Source organism: Spirosoma profusum, assembly GCF_014699005.1.
In the GTDB taxonomy this organism is placed as follows: domain Bacteria; phylum Bacteroidota; class Bacteroidia; order Cytophagales; family Spirosomataceae; genus Spirosoma; species Spirosoma profusum.
This window is the reverse complement of record NZ_JACWZY010000007.1, coordinates 93,637-119,060: the sequence shown is the minus strand read 5'-3', so window position 1 is coordinate 119,060 and position 25,424 is coordinate 93,637. Positions and strand designations below refer to the sequence as shown.

16 protein-coding genes are annotated in these 25,424 nt (G+C 49.0%); 9 read left to right on the top strand and 7 right to left on the bottom strand.

The genetic code is table 11. From position 1 onward, the window contains the following. Nucleotides 1-91: 91 nt before the first annotated feature. The 8 genes from IC229_RS10680 (at nucleotide 92) to IC229_RS10645 (ending at nucleotide 10,303) form a co-directional block, all read left to right on the top strand. Nucleotides 92-1,060 carry a KpsF/GutQ family sugar-phosphate isomerase gene (locus IC229_RS10680; protein WP_190886953.1) on the top strand — a complete coding sequence of 323 codons (969 nt, stop codon included), beginning with the start codon at nucleotides 92-94 and terminating at the stop codon, nucleotides 1,058-1,060. Nucleotides 1,061-1,755: 695 nt separating this feature from the next. Further along, nucleotides 1,756-2,271: an RNA polymerase sigma factor gene (locus IC229_RS10675; protein ID WP_190886952.1), complete on the top strand. Its 516-nt coding sequence runs from the start codon at nucleotides 1,756-1,758 to the stop codon at nucleotides 2,269-2,271. 476 nt (nucleotides 2,272-2,747) lie between these two features. Beyond that, nucleotides 2,748-4,220 (top strand): phytoene desaturase family protein, encoded by a 1,473-nt coding sequence (locus tag IC229_RS10670; RefSeq protein WP_190886951.1) that lies wholly within the window; start codon nucleotides 2,748-2,750, stop codon nucleotides 4,218-4,220. Nucleotides 4,221-4,251: 31 nt separating this feature from the next. Continuing rightward, the gene (locus IC229_RS10665) at nucleotides 4,252-5,088 is read left to right on the top strand and encodes a phytoene/squalene synthase family protein (protein ID WP_190886950.1); all 837 of its coding nucleotides are present in this window, start codon (nucleotides 4,252-4,254) and stop codon (nucleotides 5,086-5,088) included. A gap of 59 nt (nucleotides 5,089-5,147) precedes the next feature. After that, nucleotides 5,148-6,644: an Asp-tRNA(Asn)/Glu-tRNA(Gln) amidotransferase subunit GatB gene (gene gatB, locus IC229_RS10660; protein ID WP_190887116.1), complete on the top strand. Its 1,497-nt coding sequence runs from the start codon at nucleotides 5,148-5,150 to the stop codon at nucleotides 6,642-6,644. Next, the gene (locus IC229_RS10655; RefSeq protein WP_190886949.1) at nucleotides 6,641-7,774 is read left to right on the top strand and encodes a TlpA disulfide reductase family protein; all 1,134 of its coding nucleotides are present in this window, start codon (nucleotides 6,641-6,643) and stop codon (nucleotides 7,772-7,774) included. The genes gatB and IC229_RS10655 overlap by 4 nt, the downstream gene beginning before the upstream one ends. A gap of 249 nt (nucleotides 7,775-8,023) precedes the next feature. Next, complete coding sequence (gene proC / locus IC229_RS10650) at nucleotides 8,024-8,827, top strand: pyrroline-5-carboxylate reductase (protein WP_190886948.1); 804 nt, start codon at nucleotides 8,024-8,026, stop codon at nucleotides 8,825-8,827. 51 nt (nucleotides 8,828-8,878) lie between these two features. Next, nucleotides 8,879-10,303 carry a WGR domain-containing protein gene (locus IC229_RS10645; RefSeq protein ID WP_190886947.1) on the top strand — a complete coding sequence of 475 codons (1,425 nt, stop codon included), beginning with the start codon at nucleotides 8,879-8,881 and terminating at the stop codon, nucleotides 10,301-10,303. A 47-nt stretch (nucleotides 10,304-10,350) separates the two neighbouring features. Here IC229_RS10645 and IC229_RS10640 read toward each other — a convergent pair whose 3' ends face one another. The 6 genes from IC229_RS10640 to IC229_RS10615 form a co-directional block, all read right to left on the bottom strand. Next, nucleotides 10,351-11,244, bottom strand: a complete 894-nt coding sequence (locus IC229_RS10640; protein ID WP_190886946.1) for a glycerophosphodiester phosphodiesterase family protein — start codon at nucleotides 11,242-11,244, stop codon at nucleotides 10,351-10,353. Nucleotides 11,245-11,408: 164 nt separating this feature from the next. After that, nucleotides 11,409-12,008, bottom strand: coding sequence for a histidine phosphatase family protein (locus IC229_RS10635; protein WP_190886945.1), 600 nt, complete (start codon nucleotides 12,006-12,008; stop codon nucleotides 11,409-11,411). Between the two features lie 6 nt (nucleotides 12,009-12,014). Next, entirely contained in the window at nucleotides 12,015-13,451 is a 1,437-nt protein-coding gene (locus tag IC229_RS10630; RefSeq protein WP_190886944.1) for an FGGY-family carbohydrate kinase, read from the bottom strand. After that, nucleotides 13,451-14,896 carry an FGGY-family carbohydrate kinase gene (locus IC229_RS10625; RefSeq protein ID WP_190886943.1) on the bottom strand — a complete coding sequence of 482 codons (1,446 nt, stop codon included), beginning with the start codon at nucleotides 14,894-14,896 and terminating at the stop codon, nucleotides 13,451-13,453. Before IC229_RS10625 ends, IC229_RS10630 begins: the two co-directional genes overlap by 1 nt. Nucleotides 14,897-14,909: 13 nt before the next feature. After that, nucleotides 14,910-15,914, bottom strand: a complete 1,005-nt coding sequence (locus IC229_RS10620; protein ID WP_190886942.1) for a 2-hydroxyacid dehydrogenase — start codon at nucleotides 15,912-15,914, stop codon at nucleotides 14,910-14,912. A gap of 43 nt (nucleotides 15,915-15,957) precedes the next feature. Next, complete coding sequence (locus IC229_RS10615; protein WP_190886941.1) at nucleotides 15,958-17,205, bottom strand: MFS transporter; 1,248 nt, start codon at nucleotides 17,203-17,205, stop codon at nucleotides 15,958-15,960. 307 nt (nucleotides 17,206-17,512) lie between these two features. Here IC229_RS10615 and IC229_RS10610 point away from each other — a divergent pair, with 307 nt between their 5' ends. Next, on the top strand, nucleotides 17,513-18,280 hold the full coding sequence (locus IC229_RS10610; protein ID WP_190886940.1) for a DeoR/GlpR family DNA-binding transcription regulator: 768 nt from the start codon (nucleotides 17,513-17,515) through the stop codon (nucleotides 18,278-18,280). Between the two features lie 108 nt (nucleotides 18,281-18,388). Here IC229_RS10610 and IC229_RS10605 read toward each other — a convergent pair whose 3' ends face one another. Beyond that, the gene (locus IC229_RS10605; RefSeq protein WP_190886939.1) at nucleotides 18,389-25,336 is read right to left on the bottom strand and encodes a DUF11 domain-containing protein; all 6,948 of its coding nucleotides are present in this window, start codon (nucleotides 25,334-25,336) and stop codon (nucleotides 18,389-18,391) included. Nucleotides 25,337-25,424 lie beyond the last annotated feature (88 nt).

Below are 25,424 nucleotides of genomic sequence, written 5' to 3'. Positions count from 1 at the left end.
AAAGTTACTTTACTCTTTCTGTTGGCGTATCTTTGCTTTATAAAGTTAGCGAATATACGTAGCAAACGGGTCTTGATAAACAAAACTAATATTGAAAGTAGTAAAAAATACGCAAACGATTGCGCATTCGGTACTCTTAGCCGAAGCCGAAGCCATTCGAAAAGCAGCCGATTTGCTTGACGACCAGTTCGATGCCGCAGTCGATGTGATCCTGCATACAACCGGTCGGCTGGTGGTGACGGGCGTAGGTAAAAGTGCGTTGATCGGGCAGAAAATCGTTGCTACGTTAAATTCTACGGGAACTCCTGCTCTGTTTATGCACGCGGCCGATGCCATTCACGGCGATTTGGGCATGATCCAGGACAACGACGTAGTGATTGTGATTTCAAAAAGTGGCAATACGGCCGAAATTAAGGTATTGTTACCCTTGCTCAAACGTACGGGTGTTCGACTGATTGCCCTCGTGAGCGCGCGCGAATCCTATTTGGCACAACACGCCGACTACGTAGTACATGCTTACGCCGAACGCGAAGCCGACCCCATGGACCTAGCCCCAACTACCAGCACTACGGTTGCGCTAGCACTTGGCGATGCGTTGGCGATTTGTCTCCTCGAAAGGCGCGGATTCACCCGACAGGACTTTGCCCGGTATCATCCAGGCGGCTCACTCGGCAAAAAACTTTATTTGAAAGTTGCTGATATTTTTCCCCACAACCAGTGTCCACACGTATCGCCCGATACGCCCGTTCGGGAATTGATTTTTAATATTTCAGCAAATCGGCTCGGTGCAACGGCCATCGTTGACGACCAGGGCTTATTGGCCGGTATCGTTACAGACGGCGATATTCGTCGGATGGCCTATCAACACGAATCGTTCTGGCAACTTTGTGCGCGTGACGTAATGACGCCTTCGCCCGTCTGCGTAACGCCTGATGATTACGCCGTGGCAGCTCTGCAACTCATGCAGGAACGTAACATCACCCAATTAATTGTTGCCGAAGATGGTCATCTCAGAGGCTTTGTGCACTTACACGATCTGTTAAAAGAAGGGCTGGTGTAATTTTTAGATGATATAGCTTTTCATCGCGTAGCGACCGCTCCGACGACCCGGCTAATGTTTATAGCTATTTACGCTTGTTATATCAGTTACCGTCGCGTAGCGAACAAACGTAACGTGAATAAGGGGTTGGCAAGGGGGTTAACTAATTCGTTTACAGCGCATTGCTTCCTCGTGGGGCTTGGACAGGTTCAGCCTGACAAGCCAGCTTGAGTTAACCAACTAAATAGACTGTCAGGCTGAGCCTGTCCAAGCCCCACGAGGAAGCAATATGTTGATTAATCCAATATTCATGTTACGTTAGGCCGCTACGCGACGAAAGTCAACGTAGTATTTGCCTTAATTAATCGCTTATAATACTTAAATCATAAGCAATACGCTAATAATCAACGTAATACTGTAAACTAGTGCACCTTTTTAGTTATTCATTACCAAACTCTTTCTGTTTAAGAAAAATCATGAATGATTCCACAAATGAGTGGCTTAAGATTCCACAGTATGGGGGAAATATTCCACACTCTACACTAAATTCCACAAACGTATATAGGTATTAAAAATATTTTAACACCTATTTAAAGTAGTCACTATCAGCCAATTATCCCATAATTTGAAGCAACAATCTGATTTTCGAAAAGACTGGTTATGTTTTTGTCTGATAGCCTGATAGATTTGATTCAACAGGAAAAACTTAAACGACCATGACCGCTCTCGAATTTACCCATCATATCGGCAAAGTATCGAAATCTCTGCGCCCATTCGCGCTCCGTCTGACGAAAGATGTTGAAGACGCAAATGACTTGTTACAAGATACTTTGTTAAAGGCATTTACCAATCGCGATAAATATACGGACGGTACAAACCTTAAGGCGTGGTTATACACCATTATGAAAAATACGTTCATAACTAATTATCAACGTATGCTACGTAAGAACACTTTTATCGACACGACGGACAACTTACACTACATCAACTCAACTGAAAGCAGCACCGATAACCTCGCTTATTCGTCATTTGCTCAGGATGATATTAACCGGGCTGTGAATCGGCTCGACGATACCTATAAGACTCCATTCATGATGCATTTCCGTGGTTTTAAATACCACGAGATTGCTGCCAAACTAAATATCCCCATCGGCACCGTGAAAAATCGGATTCACATTGCCCGTAAGGAATTGAAAGATCAGCTAAAAGTTTATGCATATTACAATGCATAGCGATACTTTTTCAATCATGCTCCGTCTAAGGAATATTGATTGAGTAGTTTTTGGTTAAAAAAGAGGAAGGTTCGAAAAGTTGGAGGGAATTCCCTCCAACTTTTTTTGTTTATATAACTCAAAATCAATCTTTTAGCAAAATAGCCTGAACAAGGCAGGAATAGCGTAGCTAGTATTTAGTATCCTAAAAAAACGTATCAGAAATCAGGTTCAAAACCTGATTTCTGATACGTTTTTTCTTGCTCAAGACGGTCTCGTCACGCTTTTTTCAAAATAATTTCAAAAAATTTTTCAGGTATTTTTAGATAGCGGTTTGAGTTAATAGCCGAAACGTGTTTACTTGCTCTGCGACCGCCCCCAACCCCCTCCTAAAACAGGAGGGGGTTGGGGGCGGTAAAATCCGATAGCTTCGAGCAAACAAATCCCATCCACAAACACTTACCAGACATAGCCGCTCAATCAATTAACCCATACTAATGCCCCGACGTATTCTTGTTATCGGAGCCGGATTTGCCGGGCTGGCCGCTGCGACCAGTCTAGCCGATAAAGGTTACGACGTTACCATTCTCGAAAAAAATAGTACGCCCGGTGGCCGCGCCCGCGTATTTCAGGCTGAGGGGTTTACCTTCGACATGGGCCCAAGCTGGTATTGGATGCCCGATATTTTTGAGAATTATTTTGCCCGTTTCGGTAAAAAACCTTCCGATTATTATAACCTCATCCGGCTAGACCCATCGTACAGCGTCATTTTCGGACCCGACGACGTAGTGGATATTCCGGCAGGGATGCCCCAGATTGAAGCACTGTTTGAGCAGATGGAAACGGGTAGCAGTATCAGACTGCGCGAATTTCTGAAACAGGCCGCCTATAAATACGATGTGGGTATGAACCAGTTCGTCTGGAAACCCAGCCGCTCGATTACCGAATTTCTTAGCCTGAAATTGCTTTTCGACGTAGCACGGCTGGACGTATTTCAGTCGTTTGCTATTCACGCCCGCAAGTTTTTTAAAAATTCCCGTTTACTCGAAATCATCGAATTTCCAGTGCTTTTTCTGGGAGCTACGCCCGAAAATACGCCTGCAATGTATAGCCTGATGAATTATGCCGAGATGGCAATGGGCACCTGGTATCCATTGGGTGGCATGCACGAAATTGTTAAGGCAATGGTCCGCCTGGCAGAAGAAAAAGGCGTAAAAATTCTTCTGAATCAGAACGTTCAGAAAATCGACGTAGTGAAAAACCAGGTGCAGAAAGTAGTGACCGATCAGGGAATTTTCGAAACCGACGTAGTGGTGGCCGGTGCCGATTATCATCACGTTGAATCCAAACTTGTCGACGCTACGTATCGTAACTATAGTGATACGTATTGGCAGAGCCGGGTGATGGCGCCATCATCGCTGCTATTTTATTTAGGCATTAACAAACGAGTGCCGCGACTACAGCACCATAATCTTTTTTTCGACGAAAATTTCAAGCTACACGCTCAGGAGATTTACGAAACGCCACGCTGGCCCACTAAACCCCTGTTTTACGCGTCGGCTCCGTCGAAAACCGACTCTAGTGTAGCACCGGAAGGCTGCGAGAATCTGTTTCTGCTGATTCCGGTGGCTCCCGATTTAACCGACGACGAAGCAACGCGCGAGCATTATTTTGATCTTTTAATGGACCGGCTCGAAGCGTATGTAGGTGAAGACATTCGAAATCACATCGTTTATAAACGTAGTTACGCACACCGCGATTTTAAAAGTGATTACAACGCGTTTCGGGGAAATGCTTATGGCCTGGCCAATACGTTACGACAGACAGCGCTTTTAAAACCAGCTTTAAAGAACAAACGGGTGAACAACTTGTTCTACACCGGTCAGCTTACCGTGCCGGGACCGGGTGTGCCGCCTTCGCTGATTTCGGGCCTTGTTGTGGCGGATGAGGTTGCTAAAGAATTTCATTAACTTACAGACTTAACCTTTACCTCTTTACGCTATGATGGCGTTGTTCAACACAACTGCACTGGAATGTAGTAAACTTGTTACCGAGCGGTACAGTACGTCGTTTACGCTGGGTATCAAGACACTAGATCGTAAATTCCACCTGCCGATTTACGCCATCTATGGATTTGTTCGCTACGCTGATGAGATTGTCGATACGTTCCATGAATTCGACAAAAAAACGCTACTCGAACGCTTCCGGCACGATACGTATCAGGCTATCGAAGAGGGAATCAGTCTGAACCCCATCCTGCAATCGTTCCAGTTGATTGTCAAAGAGTATAAAATTGAACATGAGCTGATCGAGTCCTTCCTGAAAAGCATGGAAATGGACCTCTATCAACAGGAGTACGATGCTGATAGTTATGATGAGTACATTTACGGCTCCGCCGAAGTAGTGGGCCTGATGTGTCTACGCGTGTTCTGCGAAGGCGATAAAGACCAGTTTGACCGACTGTGCGAGCCAGCCCGAAAGCTGGGTTCAGCTTTTCAAAAAGTGAATTTCCTGCGCGATTTAAAAAGTGATTTTGTGGATCGGGGACGTACGTATTTCCCCGGTGTTGATTTTAAAGATTTTTGTAGCGCCACCAAGCAACATATCGAAGCTGATATTCAGCAGGATTTCGATGAGGCCTATATTGGCATCATGAATTTGCCACGTGGTGCCCGGATGGGTGTTTATCTGGCCTATATGTATTACCAGACGCTGTTCAACAAAATCAAGCGGTTATCAGCCTCCCGCATCCAGAACGAACGAATTCGGGTGCCAAATCCGCAAAAAATAGCCCTTCTGGCACAAACCTATCTGAAGTATCGGCTAAATGTGATTTAGAGACAAACCGCCCTCCGTGCCTTTTCGCTATCTTTGCGCCAAACAATCAAATGTCCACAATGGTAGCCGAAGCAAGCCTTTCGCCAGAAATCTTGGCAAAATATGAAGCCGTTATCGGTCTGGAGGTGCACTGTCAGTTACTAACCCAAAGTAAAATTTTCGCGGCCGACACCAATGCGTTCGGGGCCGAGCCGAATACAAATATCAGCGCCATTACGTTGGGTTATCCCGGTACGTTGCCCAAACTCAACCGCAAAGTGGTTGAATACGCCGTTCGGATGGGGCTGGCTTGTGGCTGCACCATTACACGACATAACGTTTTTGCCCGCAAAAATTATTTTTATCCCGACCTACCAAAAGGGTATCAGCTTTCGCAGGATAAAGGGCCTATTTGTGTCGGCGGGGGAATTCCCATAACCGCCAAAGACCCTGATACGGGCAAATCCTACCAGACAACCATCCAGATCCATCACATCCACTTGGAAGAAGACGCCGGGAAAAGTATACACGACGGCAGCGATTGGACAACTCAACTGGACTATAACCGCGCCGGAACGCCACTCATTGAGATGGTTACGGAGCCTTGCCTACGTACCGCCGACGAAGCCGGTCAATACCTGACTGAAGTTCGGCGACTGGTACGTTACCTGGATATCTGCGATGGTAATATGGAAGAAGGGTCGCTACGTTGCGACGTAAATATTTCCATTCGACCGAAGGGAGCAACGCATCTCGGCACGAAGGTTGAGGTAAAAAACCTGAACTCGATCCGGAACGTAATGCGAGCGGTTGATTCAGAATTTCGGCGGCAGGTTGAACTGACGGAATCCGGCGCTGGCGAACGTATCACGCAGGAAACGCGTACGTTCGACGCGGCAACGGGCCAGAGCTATGCCATGCGCGAGAAAGAAACCATGAATGACTACCGCTACTTTCCCGATCCTGACCTCACGCCGGTCGTGATTTCGGAGGAGTGGCTGGCTGATATTCAGGATCGTATGCCAATGTTACCTGCTGCATTGCATCATAAATTCACGACCATGTATGGTCTGCCGGATTACGACGCTACGTTGCTGACCGATGCCAAAGAGCTAGCCGAGTATTATGAAGCTGTTTGTACGAAAACAACTAATTACAAAGCGGCTTCGAACTGGGTGATGGGTCCTGTAAAAGGGCAACTCAACGAGAAAACACTACGTGAGCGCAAGTTTCCGGTTTCGGTGGAACAACTGGCGTCTTTACTAAAGCTAATTGACGAAGGAACGATAAGCCAGACGGCTGCGCAACAGGTTTTTACACTGATGATTGACGCGCCCGAAGCATCGCCCGCCGACCTCGCCAGCGCACACGGATTGATTCAGAATCGCAATACGGATACGTTACAAACGTTGGTAGAAGAAGTACTAGCGGCTTGGCCCGACAAAGTAGAGCAATACCAGAAAGGCAAGAAAAATCTGCTGGGTTTATTTATGGGTGAGGTCATGAAGAAATCGAAAGGTTCGGCCGACCCCAAATTGGTTAATGAGTTATTAGCGAAGACACTCCAAAAACAATGAAGAACGTAGTATTCACCATCCTCAGTTTGCTGGCCGCTGGCGTCGCTGCTCAGGCTCAGGCCACTAAGCCTTTCACCGTAATCGGCAAAGTTAAAAACGCGGCCCCTGGCAGTTACGTGTATCTGGAAGCTAACACACAGCCTACCCGCAAACTCGATTCGGCTAAAGTTGCCGCTAATGCCTTCACACTCAAAGGCAACGTAGCCGACGGTGGTGAAGTTTTCGTTCTGAACGTAGGAGGTGGGCAGAAACTGGCTCTACTTGTTGAAGGCGGTGAAACCCTTAACGTAACAGCCGACGGTTTTCGGATGGATGCCAAAACCGGTCAGACGGGCAAGGCAACCATTACGGGGTCCAAAAATATGGAGTACTACGAAAAGCTGATGACGCTACGTACCGATATGGAAACCAAAGTGCAGAACTGGAATAAACAGATGGCTGCCGCCACCGAGAAAAAAGATAACAAAAAAGCGGCTCAAATTGAGCAGGAATACCAGGCAGCCGAGCAGGATGTAGTGACCAAAGTGAAAGCCATGCTACCCGAAATGGGCACGTCGCTGGTTTCATTATTTGCCCTGAATTTCATTAACATTGAGAACGATTTTGCTACGTATGACGCGCTGGCGACTCGGTTCGAGAAAGAGAATCCGAACAGCCCACACGCCAAATCGCTGATCGGTCGGGTGGCACGTATCAAAGGTGTAGCAGTTGGTGCTCAGGCTCCGGAGATTGCGCTTACGGACACCACTGGCAATCCAGTTCCGCTGTCGTCGCTACGTGGAAAATACGTATTAATCGATTTCTGGGCATCGTGGTGCGGACCGTGTCGGGCTGAAAATCCGAACGTAGTACGGATGTATAACAAGTTCAAAGACAAAGGCTTCGCTATTTACAGCGTATCGCTTGATCAGGCAAAAGCAAACTGGACTAAAGCTATACGTAATGATAACCTTACCTGGACGCACGTATCGGATTTGAAATTCTGGCAGTCGGCAGCCGCGCAACAGTACGGCGTTCAGGCCATCCCCGCTACGTTCCTGCTCGATAAAGAAGGAAAAATTATCGCCAAGAACCTTCGGGGTGAAGCGTTGGAGCAAAAATTAGAAGAAGTTCTCAAAGGTGGTCAATGATTTTTTTTGTCCTGCTGACGAAGCCGGGCCGCCGGAGCGGAAGCATCTTAAGGCATCCAAACAAGCCAGGAAGGGAAATTTAAGATCTTCCGCTCCGGCGGCCCGGCTTCGTCAGCAGGACAAAAAGGATTCATTAGTTTTGCAGGGTCAGGCTTCAGTAGTCTGGCCCTTTTTGTTTACCACTTCATCAGCACTACATCATTTTCTATCGTTTCGGCGATTTATTCATTCACTTTTTATTCTCGAAAAATGAAAATTGCAATTGTTGGCTGTGGTAATATGGGCATGGCGTTCGCCAAATCGTTTCTCCAATACGATCTGGTAAAAAAAGATAACCTGCTCCTCATCGAAAAAAGCACCGACCGCTCGGAAGCGCTCAAAGCCGAAAAAGCCGGGGTCGTTGTCGATACGATTGGCCCACGCGTGGGCGAAACTGACCTGATAATTCTGTCGGTTAAACCGCAGGATTTCAACAGTGTATACGAATCACTACGTGATGTTGTCCAGCCTAATCAGGTCGTTTTGAGTATTATGGCAGGCATTCCCATCAATCAGATTCAGGAAAAACTAGCGCACCCACTGGTCGTACGTGCCATGCCCAATACACCCGCCATGCTGGGTATGGGTATCACCGGTTTTACAGCAGCAAAAGAGGTTGATTTAGCTAATCTGCGCCGGGTTGAAAACCTCATCAACGCTACAGGTCGGTCTATTTTTTTAGAAGATGAAGCCATGCTGGATGCGGTTACAGCCCTCAGCGGCAGTGGTCCCGCCTACTTTTACTACGTCGTTAAAGCCATGATCGACGCTGGCAAACAGATGGGTTTTGACGATGCCGTATCGGCCCTTTTGGTGAAACAAACCATGCTCGGTGCCTATCACCTCATCAACACCGCTGATAAATCGCTGGATGACCTTATCAAAGCTGTAGCCTCGAAAGGTGGCACCACCGAAGCCGCGCTACGTACCTTCGAGAGTGGCGCCTTATCCGATACATTGGTAGCAGGTATCAAAGCTGCTCAGGTGCGGGCCACGGAATTATCGAAGGGGTAAATAAAGCTGATTGGTAACTTATTTCGTCCAAAACCATATAACCATTCAATTATGTCCACCTATTATCTCGAATTTTCGGAAGAAGAAACAGTTGGTAGTGCTCATAAATTCTATGAAGTTGTGGTCGATGGTACGACCGTTGTAATTACCTACGGCCGCATTGGTACCGATGGCAGTGCAAGCACGCAAACACTCTCGACGGAAGCCGAAGCGGAGAAATTCGCACAGAAAAAGATCAGCGAAAAGAAGCGCAAAGGCTACGTGGATGCCATAAAGGGGCAGCGTAAAAAGCGTACCTCCACCCGACGAACCATTGTCAGTCAGCCATCAGCGGTTAAAGATCAGGCACCGATTTTATGGCGATTTAGTTCAGGATCACCAGCTTACGGGATTTTTGTTGATGAAACCAGTTGCTGGGTCGGTAATGAGGACGGAATTGTCTATAAACTCAATCACGAAGCCGACGTAATGGTCCAGTACCGTTTTGCCGAAGGCGTGAAGTGCATTGTGGGCGATGGAAACTGGATCTACGTAGGTTGCGACGACGGGAACGTATATGATTTATCGGGTAAAACGCCCCGGCTGGCCTACGAAATAAGTGAGCATATCGACATTTACTGGCTTGATATTCAGAGTGGTTTATTGGCCGTTTCGGATGCCGCAGGGAATCTGACTACGGTGAACTACGAAGATGAGGAACAATGGGCCGTAAAAACAGCCGGTGATAGTGCCTGGATGGTACGTTGCGATGAGGTTGGCCGGATTTTTTACGGTGACTCGAAGGGCGTGAGTTGTTACTACGGTTGGGAAAGTAACACGGTCGTCTGGCATCAGCCAACAGGAAGTGTGCTGTTTGGCTGGCAAATCGACAATGTCGTTTATGCCGGTACAGCTTCAAGAACTATTCACAGTTTCGACAAAAGCGGAAATCCGAAAACGCTATTCAAGGCCGATGGTGGGGTTTTCTCCTGTGCAGCCTCCCCCGATGGACGCTACGTGTTTGCTGGTGACAGCAGCTCATCACTTTATTGCTTCAACGAGAAGGGCGAACGACTCTGGAAACTGGCAACGGATTGTGGATCAGCCTATTCGATGCAGTACCTGAACGAAAAACTTTACATCGTTACCACCGACGGTTCCTTCGCCTGCGTAGATGTGAGCGAACAGGCCATTGAGCAGGCAAAATCCGGGCAGACGTTCACGGTTCGTGATATTAAAGCACCTGCCTCCACCATCGACATAGTGACCAGTACGTTGCTGGAAGCAGCGCCAGCCGGAACAACTGGTGTTATGTTAAAATGCGTTCGGGAAGGCGGCAAACTCCGCGTGAAAGTCGTATCGGAAGGGTATCACGACTGGTACGTTCAATTCCCCCATAACCTTCGGAAAGAGAATCAGCTTTATCTGGTCGACTCCATCGAAGAATCGGCACAGGGAGGCTTTTACCGAACACTGGGTAATATTTATGCGCTCTGATAGAATTATGGCCCAAACAGCCGGAGCCTGTTTGGGCCATAAACTACCTACTTCAGTTTTTTGAGCGCTTCGGCCACTTCTATAGGCCGGTCTGTTTCCAGGATAGTAGCTCCATCGGCGATAATCGCTCGGTAAGCGGCAGCCCGTTCTTCGGAGTTGGTCAATTTATCGTACGACGAAGCAGCCGAAATCATGCACATAATGCCCCGACCGTTCAGCAGCTGATACAATTCCTTGTTTTCCGGTTTTATAGTCGGACCGATGTACGCAATCATATTGGCGGCCGGAACACCTGCTTTTTCGTAAGATTCCAGCTCGGCTTTGCTTTTGATGAATACCGAAAACATACGATTTTTATTATCCCTGAGGTAATACTGAGCCTGTTCAGGTGCATGAACCGTGAGCATCATAAACGCGTCTGCGTTGTGTTTTCGGATAAGGGCGGCTGTCATGGCAAACGGTACGTCCTTGCGATCGAGGTTGAGAATGGTTTTGCCACGTGCCCACTCGATAACTTCGGCCAGCGTCGGAATTCGATGCTCTGTTACGTTACCTTCAGCATCTTTCAGCCGAAATTTTTTCAATTCTTCCCACGTATAATCGCCCAGTTTTCCGGTTCCTGTGGTGGTACGGTCCAACGTAGCATCGTGCAGGAGTACGATGACGCTGTCTTTGGTCAGCCGGGGATCGATTTCAAAAAAAGCGGGCGTATGTTTTAGTGTATTCTCGAACGTAGCAATTGAGTTTTCCGGAAAACCTTTCACCATTCCACCTCGATGTCCGCTGATAATCGGTGCTTTTTGGTTCGACCACTTAAAAAAATCGTGCAGGTCCTGGATGGTTTTTACAGGAAGCGTTTGTAACGACTGGGCGCTGAGATTGCTGGCGAAACAGAACATTATTAACGTAGCAACTCCGCCGTGGTACAAGAATCGTTTCATACGTATTAGTGATTTAGATTGCTATGGCTTTTCGTTTAAACCTTGAAAGAACAACCGTCTTTGTCATGCTGAGGCACGAAGCATCTTAAGGTATTCAAACAAACTAGCTAAGATACTTTAAGCTGCTTCGTGCCTCAGCATGACAAAGACGTGTTTTAATGGCATTACCGACAATTCAACTTCAACAAACTAAATTCTCCTTCCTCATCCAGGCTAAACAACGTAACAGACGAATTTTCCTGAACCAGTCTCCGGTAATTTCTGAGCGGCATACCCAATTTCCAGGCCATGTAAAATCGATTGACAGCGTTATGAGCTACCACCAGAATGGTTGCCCCCGGATGTTTCTGCTGCATTTCCTGAAAAAAAGCATCAGTCCGATTAACAATCTCCATAGCTGTATCGCCTTCGCCACCTGCACGGATATTGTCTGGCTCCTGACACCAGTCATCCCATAAATGCGGAGCTTCAGCTATAAATTCGGCTCGGGTTTTCCCCTCCCATCGCCCAAAACTGGCTTCGATTAAGCGGGCGTCTACGACAACGTTGTCTGGTTTACCCGACGCAATCTGAGCCGTTAGAAAAGCCCGTTGCAGGGGTGACGAATAGATGGCGTCGAACGAAATACCACGTAGAACGTCAGCGGCCTGATGCGCCTGCTGTAAACCCTTCTCAGTCAGGCCAATATCAGAAGCACCGCAGTATCGATTGCCATCAGCATTCCAGAAGGTTTCGCCATGACGTAACAAATACACAGTCAGCATAATTTTTCAATGAATAAACCCTTTTTCTCGCAATGTCTGTATAAACCGTACATAACCTTCGTCATAAGATTGTATCCAATCAGCATGCGGTACTATTTCTTTCTCGATATGCGTCATTGCCCGCGCGGCCTCGCTCAACGACCCGTAATACGTTTGCGAAGCCGCCAGAATAGCCGCGCCAACGGCTCCCGTTACGTGAGTACACTTATAAATGGGCCGGTTCAGCACGGCGCTACGTATCGCCAGCCACGTATCACTATTGCTGGTGCCACCTGCCGTATACACCGCACGGACAGTTTCGCCCGATAGCTGTTCGATCAGTTCGTAGGCGTATCGCTCGACGTGGGCAACGCCCTCCATATTAGCCGCAAATAACGCCACTTCCGAAAGCCCGTCGGGCGCGAACCCCCGCGCATTAGGCGAAATAAATGGAAATCGCTCTCCCGGCCGACGTAGTGGATAGGCGACATAAGACGTAGGAATCCGTTGAGCTGCTTCTTCATTCAGTATCTGGAGCTTATCCCCGAAATCGGTTGATACCCAATCGGCACCGATGTTGCTGGCTCCACCCGGCATCCAATACCCTTCAGGATGTCGATGACTGTACAATCGTCCTTCAGGGTCGTTAAGGGGTTGGTACGTAACGCCTTTCACGACCAACGTAGTACCGATAGTTGTGTTCCAGTCACCCGGCCGAACGGCTCCTGAAGCCACCTGCGAGGCACAGCCATCCGTCATACCGGCTACAACCGTAACGGGCGGCAGGCTAAATTCATTAACCAATCTGGGTAACAACGTACCAATGGGTTTGCCAGAAGGCACTACGTCCTGCATCCAACTTTTCTGAAGCGGCAATTGATCGAACAGATACGTTGGCCAGCACTCGTTCACTACGTCATATCCTGATTTCAGCGCATTAGTATAGTCCGTGACGCCAAAATTACCCGACAACTTTCCGGTGATATAGTCAGCCGCGTGAATCCAGGTATGAATCCGGGCGGCCTGTTCTGGAAACTGATTGATAAACCAAACGATTTTCGACAACCCACTCGACGCATTGAAGCCTGTGTAGCCCTCGGCATGGTACGTTTCAGCAACAGTCTTGCAGATTTTTCCCTCCGCAGCCGAGCGAGGGTCACTGTACATAAGAGCGTTATGAAGCGGTTCGTTACGTTCATCCAGGGGAATAACCGTGCCCGACGTCGACGTAACGGCTATCGATCTGATCGACTGTTTTATTACGTTGGATGGTAAATCACGTATCAATACGTTCAGGCAGCGTCGGCAACAGTCCCACCATTCCTGGGGCGATTGTTCAAGCCGGGATTGTTCGGTCAACGAAAAAACCTCCGACGCAGAAGCCTCCATTTCCCCCTTTTCGTCAACCAGGACAACCCGTACGCCCTGTGTACCAATATCGATTCCGATAAAATAAGCTGGCATCAACTCAGGGTTTTAAAGGTCTGACGAACGCGCTTCCAGTCGGCGTATAAATCCATAAAACGCGCTTCATCGTTCGGAACAAGGCTTTCCAGGGTGGAAGGTTCAGGATCAGGAAGGCCGAGTGCCTGATTGCATACAAAGACCCCACCGACCACCGACGCCTGTCGATACGTATCACGAATGATGATTTTTTTTCGGGTCAGATTAGCCAGATACTGACGTAGCACCCGACTCTGTACCCCTCCCCCGCACGCCCAGATGTAGTCCAGCGAATGCGGACTAACCTCACAGAGGCTTTTGTAATTTTCGTAAATGCTACAGGCAATGTCCCAGAGCGTAGCAAAGACAAAATCACCCCGCGTCAGCTGGTGCGAAACCGGCGTATTGAACAGAAAACCACCTCGAATGAGTGGCGTTTTCTCGTCGGCCAGCAACGAACCCAGAGCCGCTATGCACTGCGAGTGTTCACTGGCAATAACCTCCTGCTCAATCGTTTCGTAGGATTCGTTGGGGTAGAAAATTTCTTTCAAACGCTGATAGTTGAGACCCGTTACGCCCGCGTTAGCTTCCAGGATGAAACTGTCAGCATCGGTATGGCGGCTGGTCCAGGTACGTTGCTGGTCATCTGTTACGTAGTGAGCCGCAATTTTAGTAATAGGCGTGGTGGTACCGGACACGATAACGACATCATCTATCGATGGCTGCGTACTCCGAATGGCCAGTTGCGTATCGGCTCCGCCAACGATGATCAGCGTTTCGGGCAAAATAGCCAGCTCCGTCGCGACCGATTCATGAATTTTTCCCAGAACGGTTCCAGACGATATCAAAGGTGGCAAAAGTGACGTATCAATGCTGAACGTAGTGCACAAATCGGGTGACCACCGTTTGGCCGCTACGTCGTAGAGCAGCGTTTCGGAAGCCTGCGAGTGTTCGTAGCCAGCAATTCCACTTAGCTGATACTGTACCCAATCGCTGATACTCAGAAACGTAACAACTTCCTGCCAGAGATTTTCTCTACGTTGCCGTAATCCCACCAATTTCAGTGCTGAAAAAAGCGAGGTCGGGTAACGACCAGTCAGATTGTAGATCCAATCTTTATTGGCGATGTCGTTTTCCCACTCACGGCCCCGATGATCGATGTTGGGCATGCCAATGAGTGATTGTCCATCCCGGTTCACCACCACAATACCTTCACGCTGGCTCGTAGCCGTAATGGCCCGGATTGTTACGTCAACACTGTTGGCCAACGCTTTTTTTGCAAGACGAAGAATTTGCCCCCAAGTCTGTTCGGGATCGAAATAAATGGATTCCGGATACTGGCTATCTCGTTCATAGTGAACATCTTCCCGTTCGACCTGAAGAATCTGTCCATCTGGTTGGGCCACGGCGACCCGAACATTTCCGGTACCAACATCAATAATCAGATAAGCGTCCTGTGCAGTCATATCCAATGGCAAATCAAGCTTCGTTGGTTACCAAGACAGCCGGATTGACCAGTTGCCGAATCGATTTTTTGTTCCCAATAAAATAGTTGTGCAACGCCCGGTTCAAAATATCGGCGTGATGGTCTTCGACCTCGAACGTAGCACCAGCGATGTGCGGAGTCGCCAATACGTCGTCGCGATGAATCAGTTTGTAATCGATCTCATCCGGTGGCTCATAGTCAAACACGTCCAGGATAGCCCCGCGAATCTGCTTCTGTTCCAATACGTCCAGTAAATCATTCCGGTTTACCACAACGGCGCGGGCTGTATTGACAAAAATGGCATCCGGCTTCATCATCGAGAGTAATCGTTTGTCGATCAGCCCTTTAGTTTCTTCCGTAACTGGCAAATGAATCGACACTACGTCGCTGGTAGCAAATACTTCTTCCAGCGTCACTTTCTGGTAATACGTATCGTCAGACGTATAGAATGGATCATAATACTGAATCTGCGTCGGGAAATGACGTATCAGATTGGCAATCGTTTGCCCAACTGCACCGAAGCCAACCATCCCAATCGTTTTACCCGCCACTTCGTTGCCTTTGAACTGAAGATAAGACGTATGGGCACCGGCTTCCCAATTTTCGCCCTCCAGCCAGCGAATACTGGCCAGTGTATGCCGGTACATCGTAATCAGATTGGCGATAAACAGTTCGGCAACCGCCTGTGCGTTTCGGGCAGGCGTGTTAATAACCGGAATGCCTTTCTGAGTAGCCGTCTCCACCGCAACGTTCGACGGCGTTCCGCGACAGACGCCAATAAAGCGCAGGTTTGGATAGGCTTCAATAACACCTGCCGTTACGTGATCGTGTTCGGTAATAAGCGCGTCGGCTTGTGTTTCCTGCAATAGAGAAATGAGTTCAGTTTCGGTGTAGCCGTGACCCAGTTCTTTCCAGGGGCGATAAATCACCTCGCCAAATAGTTGCTTTAATTCATCCTGCGCCTTCTGATAGTAAGGGGCAGTAATTACTATTTTCATATTGGTTGTCATTCAATGCGTTGATAGAAAATGACCATTCCGGTCAGGCAGTGGCAGCTTTGGTACTCGTTTGAACGGATTCGCTGGGTAACGTAATGAAACGGGTCAGAATGGCACTGATGAAATACAGAATAGCCAGCATCCAGACAACACCCTCATTGCCAATAGTCCCGATAAAAAGTCCCACCAGCGCTGGACCGACAAAAACGGGTAGACCAGCCCCCAGATTCAGAATGGCCATAGCAGCGCCTTTATCCTCTTTGACTAGCGAAGGCACTAAGGCCGTTAGTGGTACGTATCCCGCCAGCAGCGCCCCCCAGAGTACGCCCGAAAGCAGCACCATGCCATAGCTACCCTCAAACCAGATCGGCGAATAATAGAATAATAACGTAGTGATACCACAGCCTACACCCCCAAACCACGTAATGGTGTTTTGCCATCCCAACCGGTCGCCGACGAAGCCAAAAATCAGGTTAAAAATAATGTTGCTGGTAAAAATGGTCCCCCAGATTTGCAGCCACTGAATGGTATCGAAACCATGCGTAGCCATATAAATGGGTAGAAACACCGGAAAAGCAAACTGGGCTGTCGTGTTGATGATCCGCACAATACCGCCTATGAGCACTTTAGGTTCTTTCTGGATGATTGTCAGTCCGTTAAGCAGTTCTTTTGTTTTTGCTCCGGCAGCCGTTGCCGACGGACGAAACTGATCGCGGTTAAGTATCAACGCGAAGAAAGCGCCTAATGAAACCCAGAAAATCGACGACCAAAGTGTATTTTGATACCCCAATTGCTTGATGGCCCAACTGGAATACCAGGCACCAAATACGTTAAGACCGCCCGTAAACACGAACCAGAACCAGCCGACCGCTCGCCCAAGTTGGTTCTGCGGGGTTCGATACGTGATCCAGACAAGAAACGAATAAGCAAACAAGGGATATCCAAAACCCCGGATGGCATAGGTTAGCAGCATGATCGGAAAACTGAGTTTTTCCATGCCATAGCCCACAAAACCAATCGTGCCGATGATGTATAAAAGTAGACCAGCCAGCATGGCTTTTCGTGGCCCGTAGCCTTCAGCCAGGACGCCTGAAAACCAGGAAGAAATGGCAATAGTAATGCCATAAACCGTAAATAACGAAGCCGATTGTTGGATACTCATCCCATGTTCAAGCAGATAAGGACTGAGCCAACCCTGCTCAACACCGTCGCCCATCATAAAAATAATGATACCCAGATAGCCCCAGGCCAATGGCTTAGGCAGGCCAACTTTGTCAAATACAGAATTCATGTTTATGCAGATTTAGGAAGGAATAGTCAATTTCTGAACCGGGATTTAAATCACGATTCAGAAATTCATGAAAAAGCTATTGAAAGAATCTTATTGTACTTAAGTAACAATAGATAGACACAAACAAATACGAAAAGCTTTAACGAAACAAATAAAAATTAAATTAAATTTTTTGAAAGTCAGTTTAAAAGTATTTATAATACAATACATTACTAACTAGAGTTGCTTTTTAATAGATTTGCCACTAGAAGACTATGCAGCAAACCCTACGTAAAAACAACACATATCATTACGCGCTTTACTGATAATGAGAGGCATAACGGAAAGACATCAATTAATATTACAGCAACTGAAAGAAAGCGGACGAGTTAATATTCAGGAGTTGAGCGACCTCATGGACGTATCAGGTGTTACGATTCGAAAGGATTTGAAACTTCTGGAAGACAAAAGCCTGCTGTTTCGGACGCGCGGGGGTGGTTCACTCACGAATCCGTACGCTTTTGAAAAACCCATCGATGAGAAAGAACTCATCAATGCGGAGGAAAAACAAAAAATTGCCAAAGCGGCCCTCGCGCTGGTGAATCAGCACGATTCCATCATAATTAGCTCAGGAACAACCGTTTTCGAACTGGCACGTTCTCTTTATCCGGCAAAAGCATTGACTGTTATTACGCCCGCCGTGAAAGTAGCTCATGAACTCAGCAGCCGCGCTAACGTAGAAGTTTTGCAATTGGGTGGCCTTATCCGGCCTAATTCGCATTCAGTTGTGGGGGCACTGGCTGAGCAAATGCTGGAAAATCTGTCGTGTGGCCTCTTATTTATCGGCATCGATGGAATTGACTTCGATTTTGGGCTATCCATTAGTAACCTCACTGAAGTTAGTTTGAATCGAAAGATGCTGGAAACCGCTCAGGCCGTAGCGGTTATGGCCGATTGGTCGAAATTCGGCAAACGGGGTATCGGCAAAATAGGCGATCTTGAACAGATTCAGTACGTTATTACAGACAGTAATACGTCACCAGAGGCCGTCCGAAATCTGGAAGACCGGGGTATTAAAGTAATGATTGGAACGTAGCGTACTACTTTATCAACTGGTTCATATGGCCAGCTATTAACACATCGCCCCAACCTTCCCTGTTACAGGAACTGGCTGGGGCGATACAATTCTATCCAATCTAAAAACTTATCTTCCGCCGATACGCGGTGGCCGTTTCGTCTGCTGAACGACAAAAGGTACGCATCGATCTGCTGGACAGGCACAGACGGTCGGATCAAGCACGACTGTTACGTCTCTGTAACAACCCGTGCTGTTATACACACGTACTGTATAAAACTGACTCGCTGCCGGATTCGCCAACGTATTGACTAATACCCCATTTGCCGGAATTGTAGCGGCAGCACCGGACAATACGTTAGCAGCATCGAAGGTGGCCCCAGCGCTATACTGGTACGTATGAGATGCATCAAAATCCGTCAGTACAAGCTGCCCATTCGATTGAACGGCGCTACCTAAGCACGTAGCAGCGATGGAGGTAGGGTTGAAAGAAGGAACCGGCTCTTCTTCCAGGATAAACGGACAGCAACTGAAATCAGGGCAATTGCCCGCCGAATTATTCGTAAGTAAGCTATACGTACCGACAGCCGTTATCGATAACGTATTGGTAGTCTGCCCCTGAATCGGTTGGCCATCTTTCAACCAGGTGTAGCTGCTACGTCCCGGAGGTACCATTATCAGGAACGTAAATTGTTCGCCAGCGCATACTTTTACGGGTATGGATGTACAGGCAATAGCTGTATCGCCGGGGATGCTGGCCGTGTTGTACAGAATGCCCGAGCTATCGGCCCGAACCTGAAACGTCATGGATAAGCTTTGTCCCGGCGATAGCGAAGCCACCAGCCACGTACTGACCGGAACCCCCTGATTGAACGTAGTAGAGGCAGGAACGGCGGCCGAATTCGCCAGATAAGTCATACCATTCGACGTAGAATCGCGGACAACGATGTTTGTGGCTGGAGCCGAGCCTTCATTGGTCAATATCAGCGCGTAGGTGAGTGTATCTCCTTGTCGAGCGCGCGACTTGTCCACCTGTTTTTCCAGTTTGACAATTGGTTGTAAGCAAGGCTGCGGGGCAGTATACGTAGCGCTATTCATACCACAACTACTGAGCATCGCAACCACCGTATGACTGGCCCCGTCCGATGTTAAGCCCGAAAACGAGAAGGGGACTGTCGTTGTGCTGTTGGCAATCGTTAGCGTAGTACTGGCTGTTCCATCAGAAATAATCAAGTCACCCAACTGAGCATTGGTAAGCGAAACCGTTCCACTGACCGTGTACTGGTTTGTTACCGTATTACATTGGCCGGGCGAAACGGTTAGGCTAATGGGCGTACTACGTATAATTTGTAACGTATCGGTGCAGCCTGTGCCAACGGTGAGAATGAAGTGATACGTACCGTCGGCGGTCATGCCCGAAATTTCGCCCTGCTGCGTAATGCTGGCGGTTGCTGGATTGCCCGTTTGAACTGACCATGTTTCGCCAGCACCAGCCGCCGTTACGTTCGCCGTTGTAGCTGGCGCACAGATTGTCTGGTCTGGGCCAGCAACGGGTTTGAAGCAGCAGCCCGATGGCTGAGCCGTCACCTGTTTTTCGGAATAGCAGGTTGGATCTGTCGGGTTAAATACCCGAATCGTGTAAGTTTTCGGCAATACAGTGTCATCCAGATTCTGAATAATCACTGATGAAAAACCGGTCAGGTTTGCCGGGCTGGCCGGAATTTTCGTGCCAGTCGCAAAATCAATCCCTTCCACGTATTGATACGTACTGCCCGCTACGTAATCGCTCAGCGTTACATATCCTTTTACCGACGTACCAGTGCCGTTGGTGCTGCAAACTGGCGACGTAGCAACTGCCTTAACGTCAGCAAAAGCAGTGAACGAAACACTAACAGGTTTCACCGTTGAACAGAATCCATCAGACGAAACCGACTTAATGTAATACGTTGTTGGTAGCGAAATCGGATTGGCGACTGGAATGCTGGCAGTTGCATCGGCGAAATAGCTCGTTGTTGTTCCGGTATTCGTCAGGATAGCGTTGGCCAGATCGAACGTAGCGTTACCGCTGGCATTCTGGCAAGCCACATTCAGATTTTTAACGGTTAAAGTTGGGTTGGCGGTGGTAGCCTGCACGATGAGATCATCGCTGAACGAACAACCTGACGACGCATCGTAATAGCTAACCTGATACGTCGTATTCGAGGTGGGGCAGACAGTAGGCATAGCCGACGTCCGGTTTGAAATCTGCGCTACTTTCGTGGCATCATACGGTATCGTCGTCCATTCATAACTGTAGCCGATCCGTGCTGGCGTGCCAATCTGTACACAATTTCCCAGACAAACGGTTTTATCTTCCCCTGCCAGAACAGTCGCAGCTTTTCCTACTTTCACCAACACCGAAACCGTTGATACGCAACCATTTCCATACGTCACAGTGGCGGTGTAGCTATACGTACCGGCAGAAGCCGACGTAATGTCGAAGATAGGTCGGCTGTCCGTTACTGAGCTTAAATAAGCTGTTGCGCTGGCTGGGCTGGCGATCCAGGTTACAGTACTACCCTGGGGCGGTACGTTCAGGGGAATTTCGCGCGGACGGCCATCGCCTTCGCAGAAGTTGAGCGACGTGGGCAGAATCGCTACGTAGCTGGCAGCCGGAACCGGGAAAACAAACGTCTTTACGCAACCCGTTACGTGATTAGCCGTCAGGGTATATTCCGTTGGTGCGCTTGGGAAAACGCTGATGGTAGACATGTCTCTGGCCGACGACGAAACATCCGTGAACGGACTCCAGCTATAACTCCAGCCGCCATCGGGCGAGTTGTTTACGCCAATCAGTAAAGGGCCATTACAGGGTACCGGAATTGGACTTGCATCAAAATTCACCGTTGGTTCGATGGCTGGCTGGACGTCAACGTTTGCCGTTGCGATACATAATCCCTGCCCAGCCGTTACCGAATACATTCCGGTTGCGGATACACTAATCTGAGCTGTCGTCTCTCCCGTCGACCACAGATACGTTAGGTTTGGGTCGGAAACAGGGCCAATAATTATGGAGCCTCCTCCCCCATTACACAAGCGTCCGGGCGTTGGTATACGTAGCGAGAGCGAGGTAAACGGTCGGTAGTAAACTGTATCGGCGTACGAACAATTGGCCGAAGTATTGCCATTGGTTGCATTCCGGATAAACAAGATCGGACCAGGAGTATTGGGAGCGATAGTAACGTTGGTGATGGCACTGGTAGTCGAAGTGAACGTAACGCCCGTTGTTGGCGAAAACCAGGAATAGGTATACCCCGATTTTGCCGCTGTTCCAATCGTAACACTACCGCCTGATGGTTCGCAATACGTACCATCGGCACCGGCACTGTTATCGATTGGCGTTACCAGAATGGCTACCGTATCACGTACCGAACAACCCGTTGCAGCATCTGTTACGTTCACATACAGGGTTTTATCTGACGTTAAAGGCAACGTAGTGGGGTTTGCTATCGTCGAATCGTTAACAACGATTCCCGGCGTCCACTGATACGTATATCCCGGAATGGGTGTCTCCTGAATCTGTACAGTACTTCCCTTACAGGCAGCAAGTGGCGATGAGTAGGACGTAACCGGTAATGACGCCTGCGCTGGAAAGACTTTCACAAACACCCGGCACGTATCGGGTACGCCGGGTAACGCCAGCGCCAACGTATACACGATGGCCACCAGCCCCGACGGATTCGCAATTACTCTGGCTGGATGTGGCCCACCCGGTGTTAAAGGCAAACCGGTATTCGGGTCTGACAAACCAGCGACTGGCGACCAGGTGTAAATGCCATTGGCAGCCGTAGTGATGGGACCGATGGTCGTAGTAGAACCACCGCATTGGCCTTCAGTACCTCCTTTCTGGTCGAGTTGGCAGAAATCGCCACCGGGACCACAACCAATCATGTATCGAAGAATGGCCGTATCAGCCCGCGCACAACTCCCATTAACGGTGTTCTGGCTGGTTCGGATATACATAATGTCATACGCACCATCCGCCAGTCCGCCGTTCGGGATTCCGGAGCCGGGCATCTGCATCGATACGTTCGAAGCGGTTGTGCTATTCAAAAAAGTCAGCGCCTGTTCGGGGGTCGGTACGCCTTGTGTAGCCGATAAATTCGTGACAACCGCCGTCCAGCTATACATGATTCCGGTTTCGGAAGGAGTGCCAAAATGGGTCGCGGCTGGTGGCCCTGCCTGCGCGCAATACACGTAAGGCTGGATATGATTAAAGGCATTATTTGGCGTTTTGAAGATGGTAACCTGCTGATTTGTAGTTTGTAGACAACCCGATACGCCGTTGGAAGCCTGTACGGTATACGTTAGTGTATTCGCACCTTGCGGAGCAAACGAAGCCGTTAAAAGTGGGTGAATAGAAGCAGGGTCGGCAATACCAAGGCCCGGCGCCCATCGGTAATCGACGCCAGCCTGCACCGTGAGCCCCTGACCCAGCCGAACCGTATCACCCTGACAGACAGTCAAACTGGGTAACATCGGTAGCGGTGTCACGCTTTGGTTGGTCACCGTAACGGTATCGATACGGCAGCCGTTGAAATCCAGATAATAATCCTGCGATGCGCCCGGTGCCGGTAAGTTGGATAGTCTTGGATTGATGCCGTTCGGATTGTCGAGCCCGGCCGTCGGCGACCAGCTGAACGTATTGGTTGGTACGTTGGCATAGGTTGGCGGTAAGGCCGGTGGTCCCAACGTAACGCTTGAATTTCCGCAGGTAAACACCGTTCGGGCGGGAAGTTTTATGTCGAAGAATAGCGTTTTTAACGTATCATAACTAGTGCAGCCTCGACTATCCGTTACGTTCAGCCAAAACTCACCTTCGGTGGTAATGGGCAACGTAATTGGTGTTGCCGACGTAGCAACGGTTCCCGAAAAAACCGGCGATCCTCCACCTAAGGGACTAAGTTGGTAGGCATAGGCGCCGTGGTCGCCATCGCTTCCCGGCGTAATTACTACGTTTAACGACAACGTAGCACCACTACAAATACCGTACGGCTGGCTGGCCAGATTTGTCGAAGCGGCTTTATTTCCCGAAACCGTGTATTCTACTACGTTGCTGTAATTCGTTTCGACGCAACTGGCAGCGGGAGAACACGTAGCATCGAAAGGTGTTTGCCGACCGGCCCGACGAAAGAAAACTGATCCGGCCGTTAAGGAAACCGGTGTATAATCTTTGGTCGTCGCACCTGGAATATCGGTCCACGGACCAGCCATCGACGCGCTGCTTTGCCACTGATAATACAGCGAGTAAGGAGCCGGATTAGCATCGGCGACTCCTTTGAGGGTAGGCGTTGTATAGGTTAGCCTCGAGCCAGTTATCGGAAATAATCCCGCTCCTTCGCAATAGGAAGTAACGGTAGCCGCAATTGTATTTGTAGTAGGGACGTATTTCGCAAAATTGAAGGCAGTCAGGTAAACCGTAGACCCTTCCGGATTAGCGGTCAGGTTATAGCCCGTCAGCGTTGACGTACCGTCATTGGCTAGCCCGATTGGTGTAACCGGGTAAGGCTGCTGCGAACCGGCTGTCGCCAGAATGGTCGCCCGACAGCCACTCAGTTCCAGATCGTAAGCGCCCGTGGTGGCGTTGTTTTCGCCGGTATTCAGATACGTAGCGTATAGAACCTTATCAAAATTGCAGTCGACTACCAGGTAATACGTATTGTTGTTGCCAAACGATGAATGCAGCGCACCCGGTGTCGGACTGATGGCCCCCGCTGCATTGGCTTTCCCGCTGATGTGAATCCGCCCCTGCTCGTCAATCTCCATATCCGACGCATCCACATTGCCGGGGCTAATCACTACGCTTCGAATTACTGTTCGTAACGTCGGGTCGAATTCGGTCAATGTTAATTGCCCGTTCTGCGAGGCCGTATAAGGCGACGAACCCACAATCGTAAATTCGGCGGGTGTGGTCAGAACGCCCATTACCACAATATTTCCGTTGGGCCGTTTCCGAATGCCCTGCACCTGCGTTCCAGGCAAGGACGTCGCTTCCATTAGCTGACCCGACGAATTATAATGGCCAATGTACCCTACCTGATTGGCCAGCGATGGAGTAGCGTAGGCGGTTCCGGGCGTAACGGGCAGCATATGACCGTTGCCATTTCGATACGTTACGTGGAAACTTCCATCCGCATCCGCCAGAATATCGGTTGGAAATTGGGCGCCGGGTGCGTTGGTCGAGTAATACGAAGCGTAACGTAACGTGCCATCCTGATTGAAAATAGCCATGTAAGGGTCGTCGCTACCTCCTTTTGGCATGGCCTGGTAGGCGTTGGGCGTAGTTGGTAAGGCCCCCGACCAGGTTTGGTTCTGGAGCATCAGAATCATAGCGCCATCTGGAGCGACAATCAGATTCTGGAAATAAGGCGATTCATTCCAGAACCTCGACCGCTCGTTGGCGCCACCATTAACAGATCCCAGATACGTACCGTAATTAATCGTTTTACCATCTGGCGATAGCTTCATCAGAATCGCTACGTTCCCGTTGGACGGGCTCGTCTGGAAGCCGTTGGGTGTAATCAGTGCTGGTACGTGATCACTTCCGTTCACTGAACAAAGCAGAACCAGTTCGCCGTTTGGCGCCAGTTCGAAATCCAATGGTGCAAAACTGCTGTTGTCGCCCCCATTGAAGATTCGTACCCACAACAACGTATTACCGTCGGGCGAGTATTTCGATAAAATCGCGTTATAACCACCACCCGCTCCCCATAAAGGCGGCCCAAACTCCTTTATATCGCCAGTTGAGTAGCCCGATGCGTTGTTCTGACCTTCGGTCAATACGTAAATAGCGCCATCGGGGCCAATTTTATGGGCAACTCCCTGGCCAGCATGTTTATTGGGCGCCGATGTGCTCCATTGAAGGTATTGCGCCTGAGCAACACTCATACCAAGCAACAACAGCCCAATAATTTCTAGCTTAACAAGTTTTAGCAGGAAAGCAATTAGATTATTACGTATCGGAAACGAAACCTGGCTTCGGTCGGTGGGGGTACGATTTCCCCAGCGACAGAAGCCTGTCAAAGTACAAGTGGACATACGGTAGATTATTAGGGAGGTACATTAAAGCACAAAAGGCATAGCCTTTGCACCCGTCATACGGATTACAAAGGCTATGCCTTGGGGC

What these genes read in the sequence shown, in the direction of transcription:
- IC229_RS10665 (WP_190886950.1), top strand. Translation starts at nt 4,252, where the DNA reads ATGATGGCGTTGTTCAACACAACTGCACTGGAATGTAGTAAACTTGTT.
- IC229_RS10610 (WP_190886940.1), top strand. Translation starts at nt 17,513, where the DNA reads ATGAGAGGCATAACGGAAAGACATCAATTAATATTACAGCAACTGAAA.
- IC229_RS10635 (WP_190886945.1), bottom strand. Translation starts at nt 12,008, where the DNA reads ATGCTGACTGTGTATTTGTTACGTCATGGCGAAACCTTCTGGAATGCT.
- IC229_RS10615 (WP_190886941.1), bottom strand. Translation starts at nt 17,205, where the DNA reads ATGAATTCTGTATTTGACAAAGTTGGCCTGCCTAAGCCATTGGCCTGG.
- IC229_RS10675 (WP_190886952.1), top strand. Translation starts at nt 1,756, where the DNA reads ATGACCGCTCTCGAATTTACCCATCATATCGGCAAAGTATCGAAATCT.
- IC229_RS10605 (WP_190886939.1), bottom strand. Translation starts at nt 25,336, where the DNA reads ATGTCCACTTGTACTTTGACAGGCTTCTGTCGCTGGGGAAATCGTACC.
- proC (WP_190886948.1), top strand. Translation starts at nt 8,024, where the DNA reads ATGAAAATTGCAATTGTTGGCTGTGGTAATATGGGCATGGCGTTCGCC.
- IC229_RS10620 (WP_190886942.1), bottom strand. Translation starts at nt 15,914, where the DNA reads ATGAAAATAGTAATTACTGCCCCTTACTATCAGAAGGCGCAGGATGAA.
- IC229_RS10625 (WP_190886943.1), bottom strand. Translation starts at nt 14,896, where the DNA reads ATGACTGCACAGGACGCTTATCTGATTATTGATGTTGGTACCGGAAAT.
- IC229_RS10670 (WP_190886951.1), top strand. Translation starts at nt 2,748, where the DNA reads ATGCCCCGACGTATTCTTGTTATCGGAGCCGGATTTGCCGGGCTGGCC.
- IC229_RS10655 (WP_190886949.1), top strand. Translation starts at nt 6,641, where the DNA reads ATGAAGAACGTAGTATTCACCATCCTCAGTTTGCTGGCCGCTGGCGTC.
- IC229_RS10630 (WP_190886944.1), bottom strand. Translation starts at nt 13,451, where the DNA reads ATGCCAGCTTATTTTATCGGAATCGATATTGGTACACAGGGCGTACGG.
- gatB (WP_190887116.1), top strand. Translation starts at nt 5,148, where the DNA reads ATGGTAGCCGAAGCAAGCCTTTCGCCAGAAATCTTGGCAAAATATGAA.
- IC229_RS10640 (WP_190886946.1), bottom strand. Translation starts at nt 11,244, where the DNA reads ATGAAACGATTCTTGTACCACGGCGGAGTTGCTACGTTAATAATGTTC.
- IC229_RS10645 (WP_190886947.1), top strand. Translation starts at nt 8,879, where the DNA reads ATGTCCACCTATTATCTCGAATTTTCGGAAGAAGAAACAGTTGGTAGT.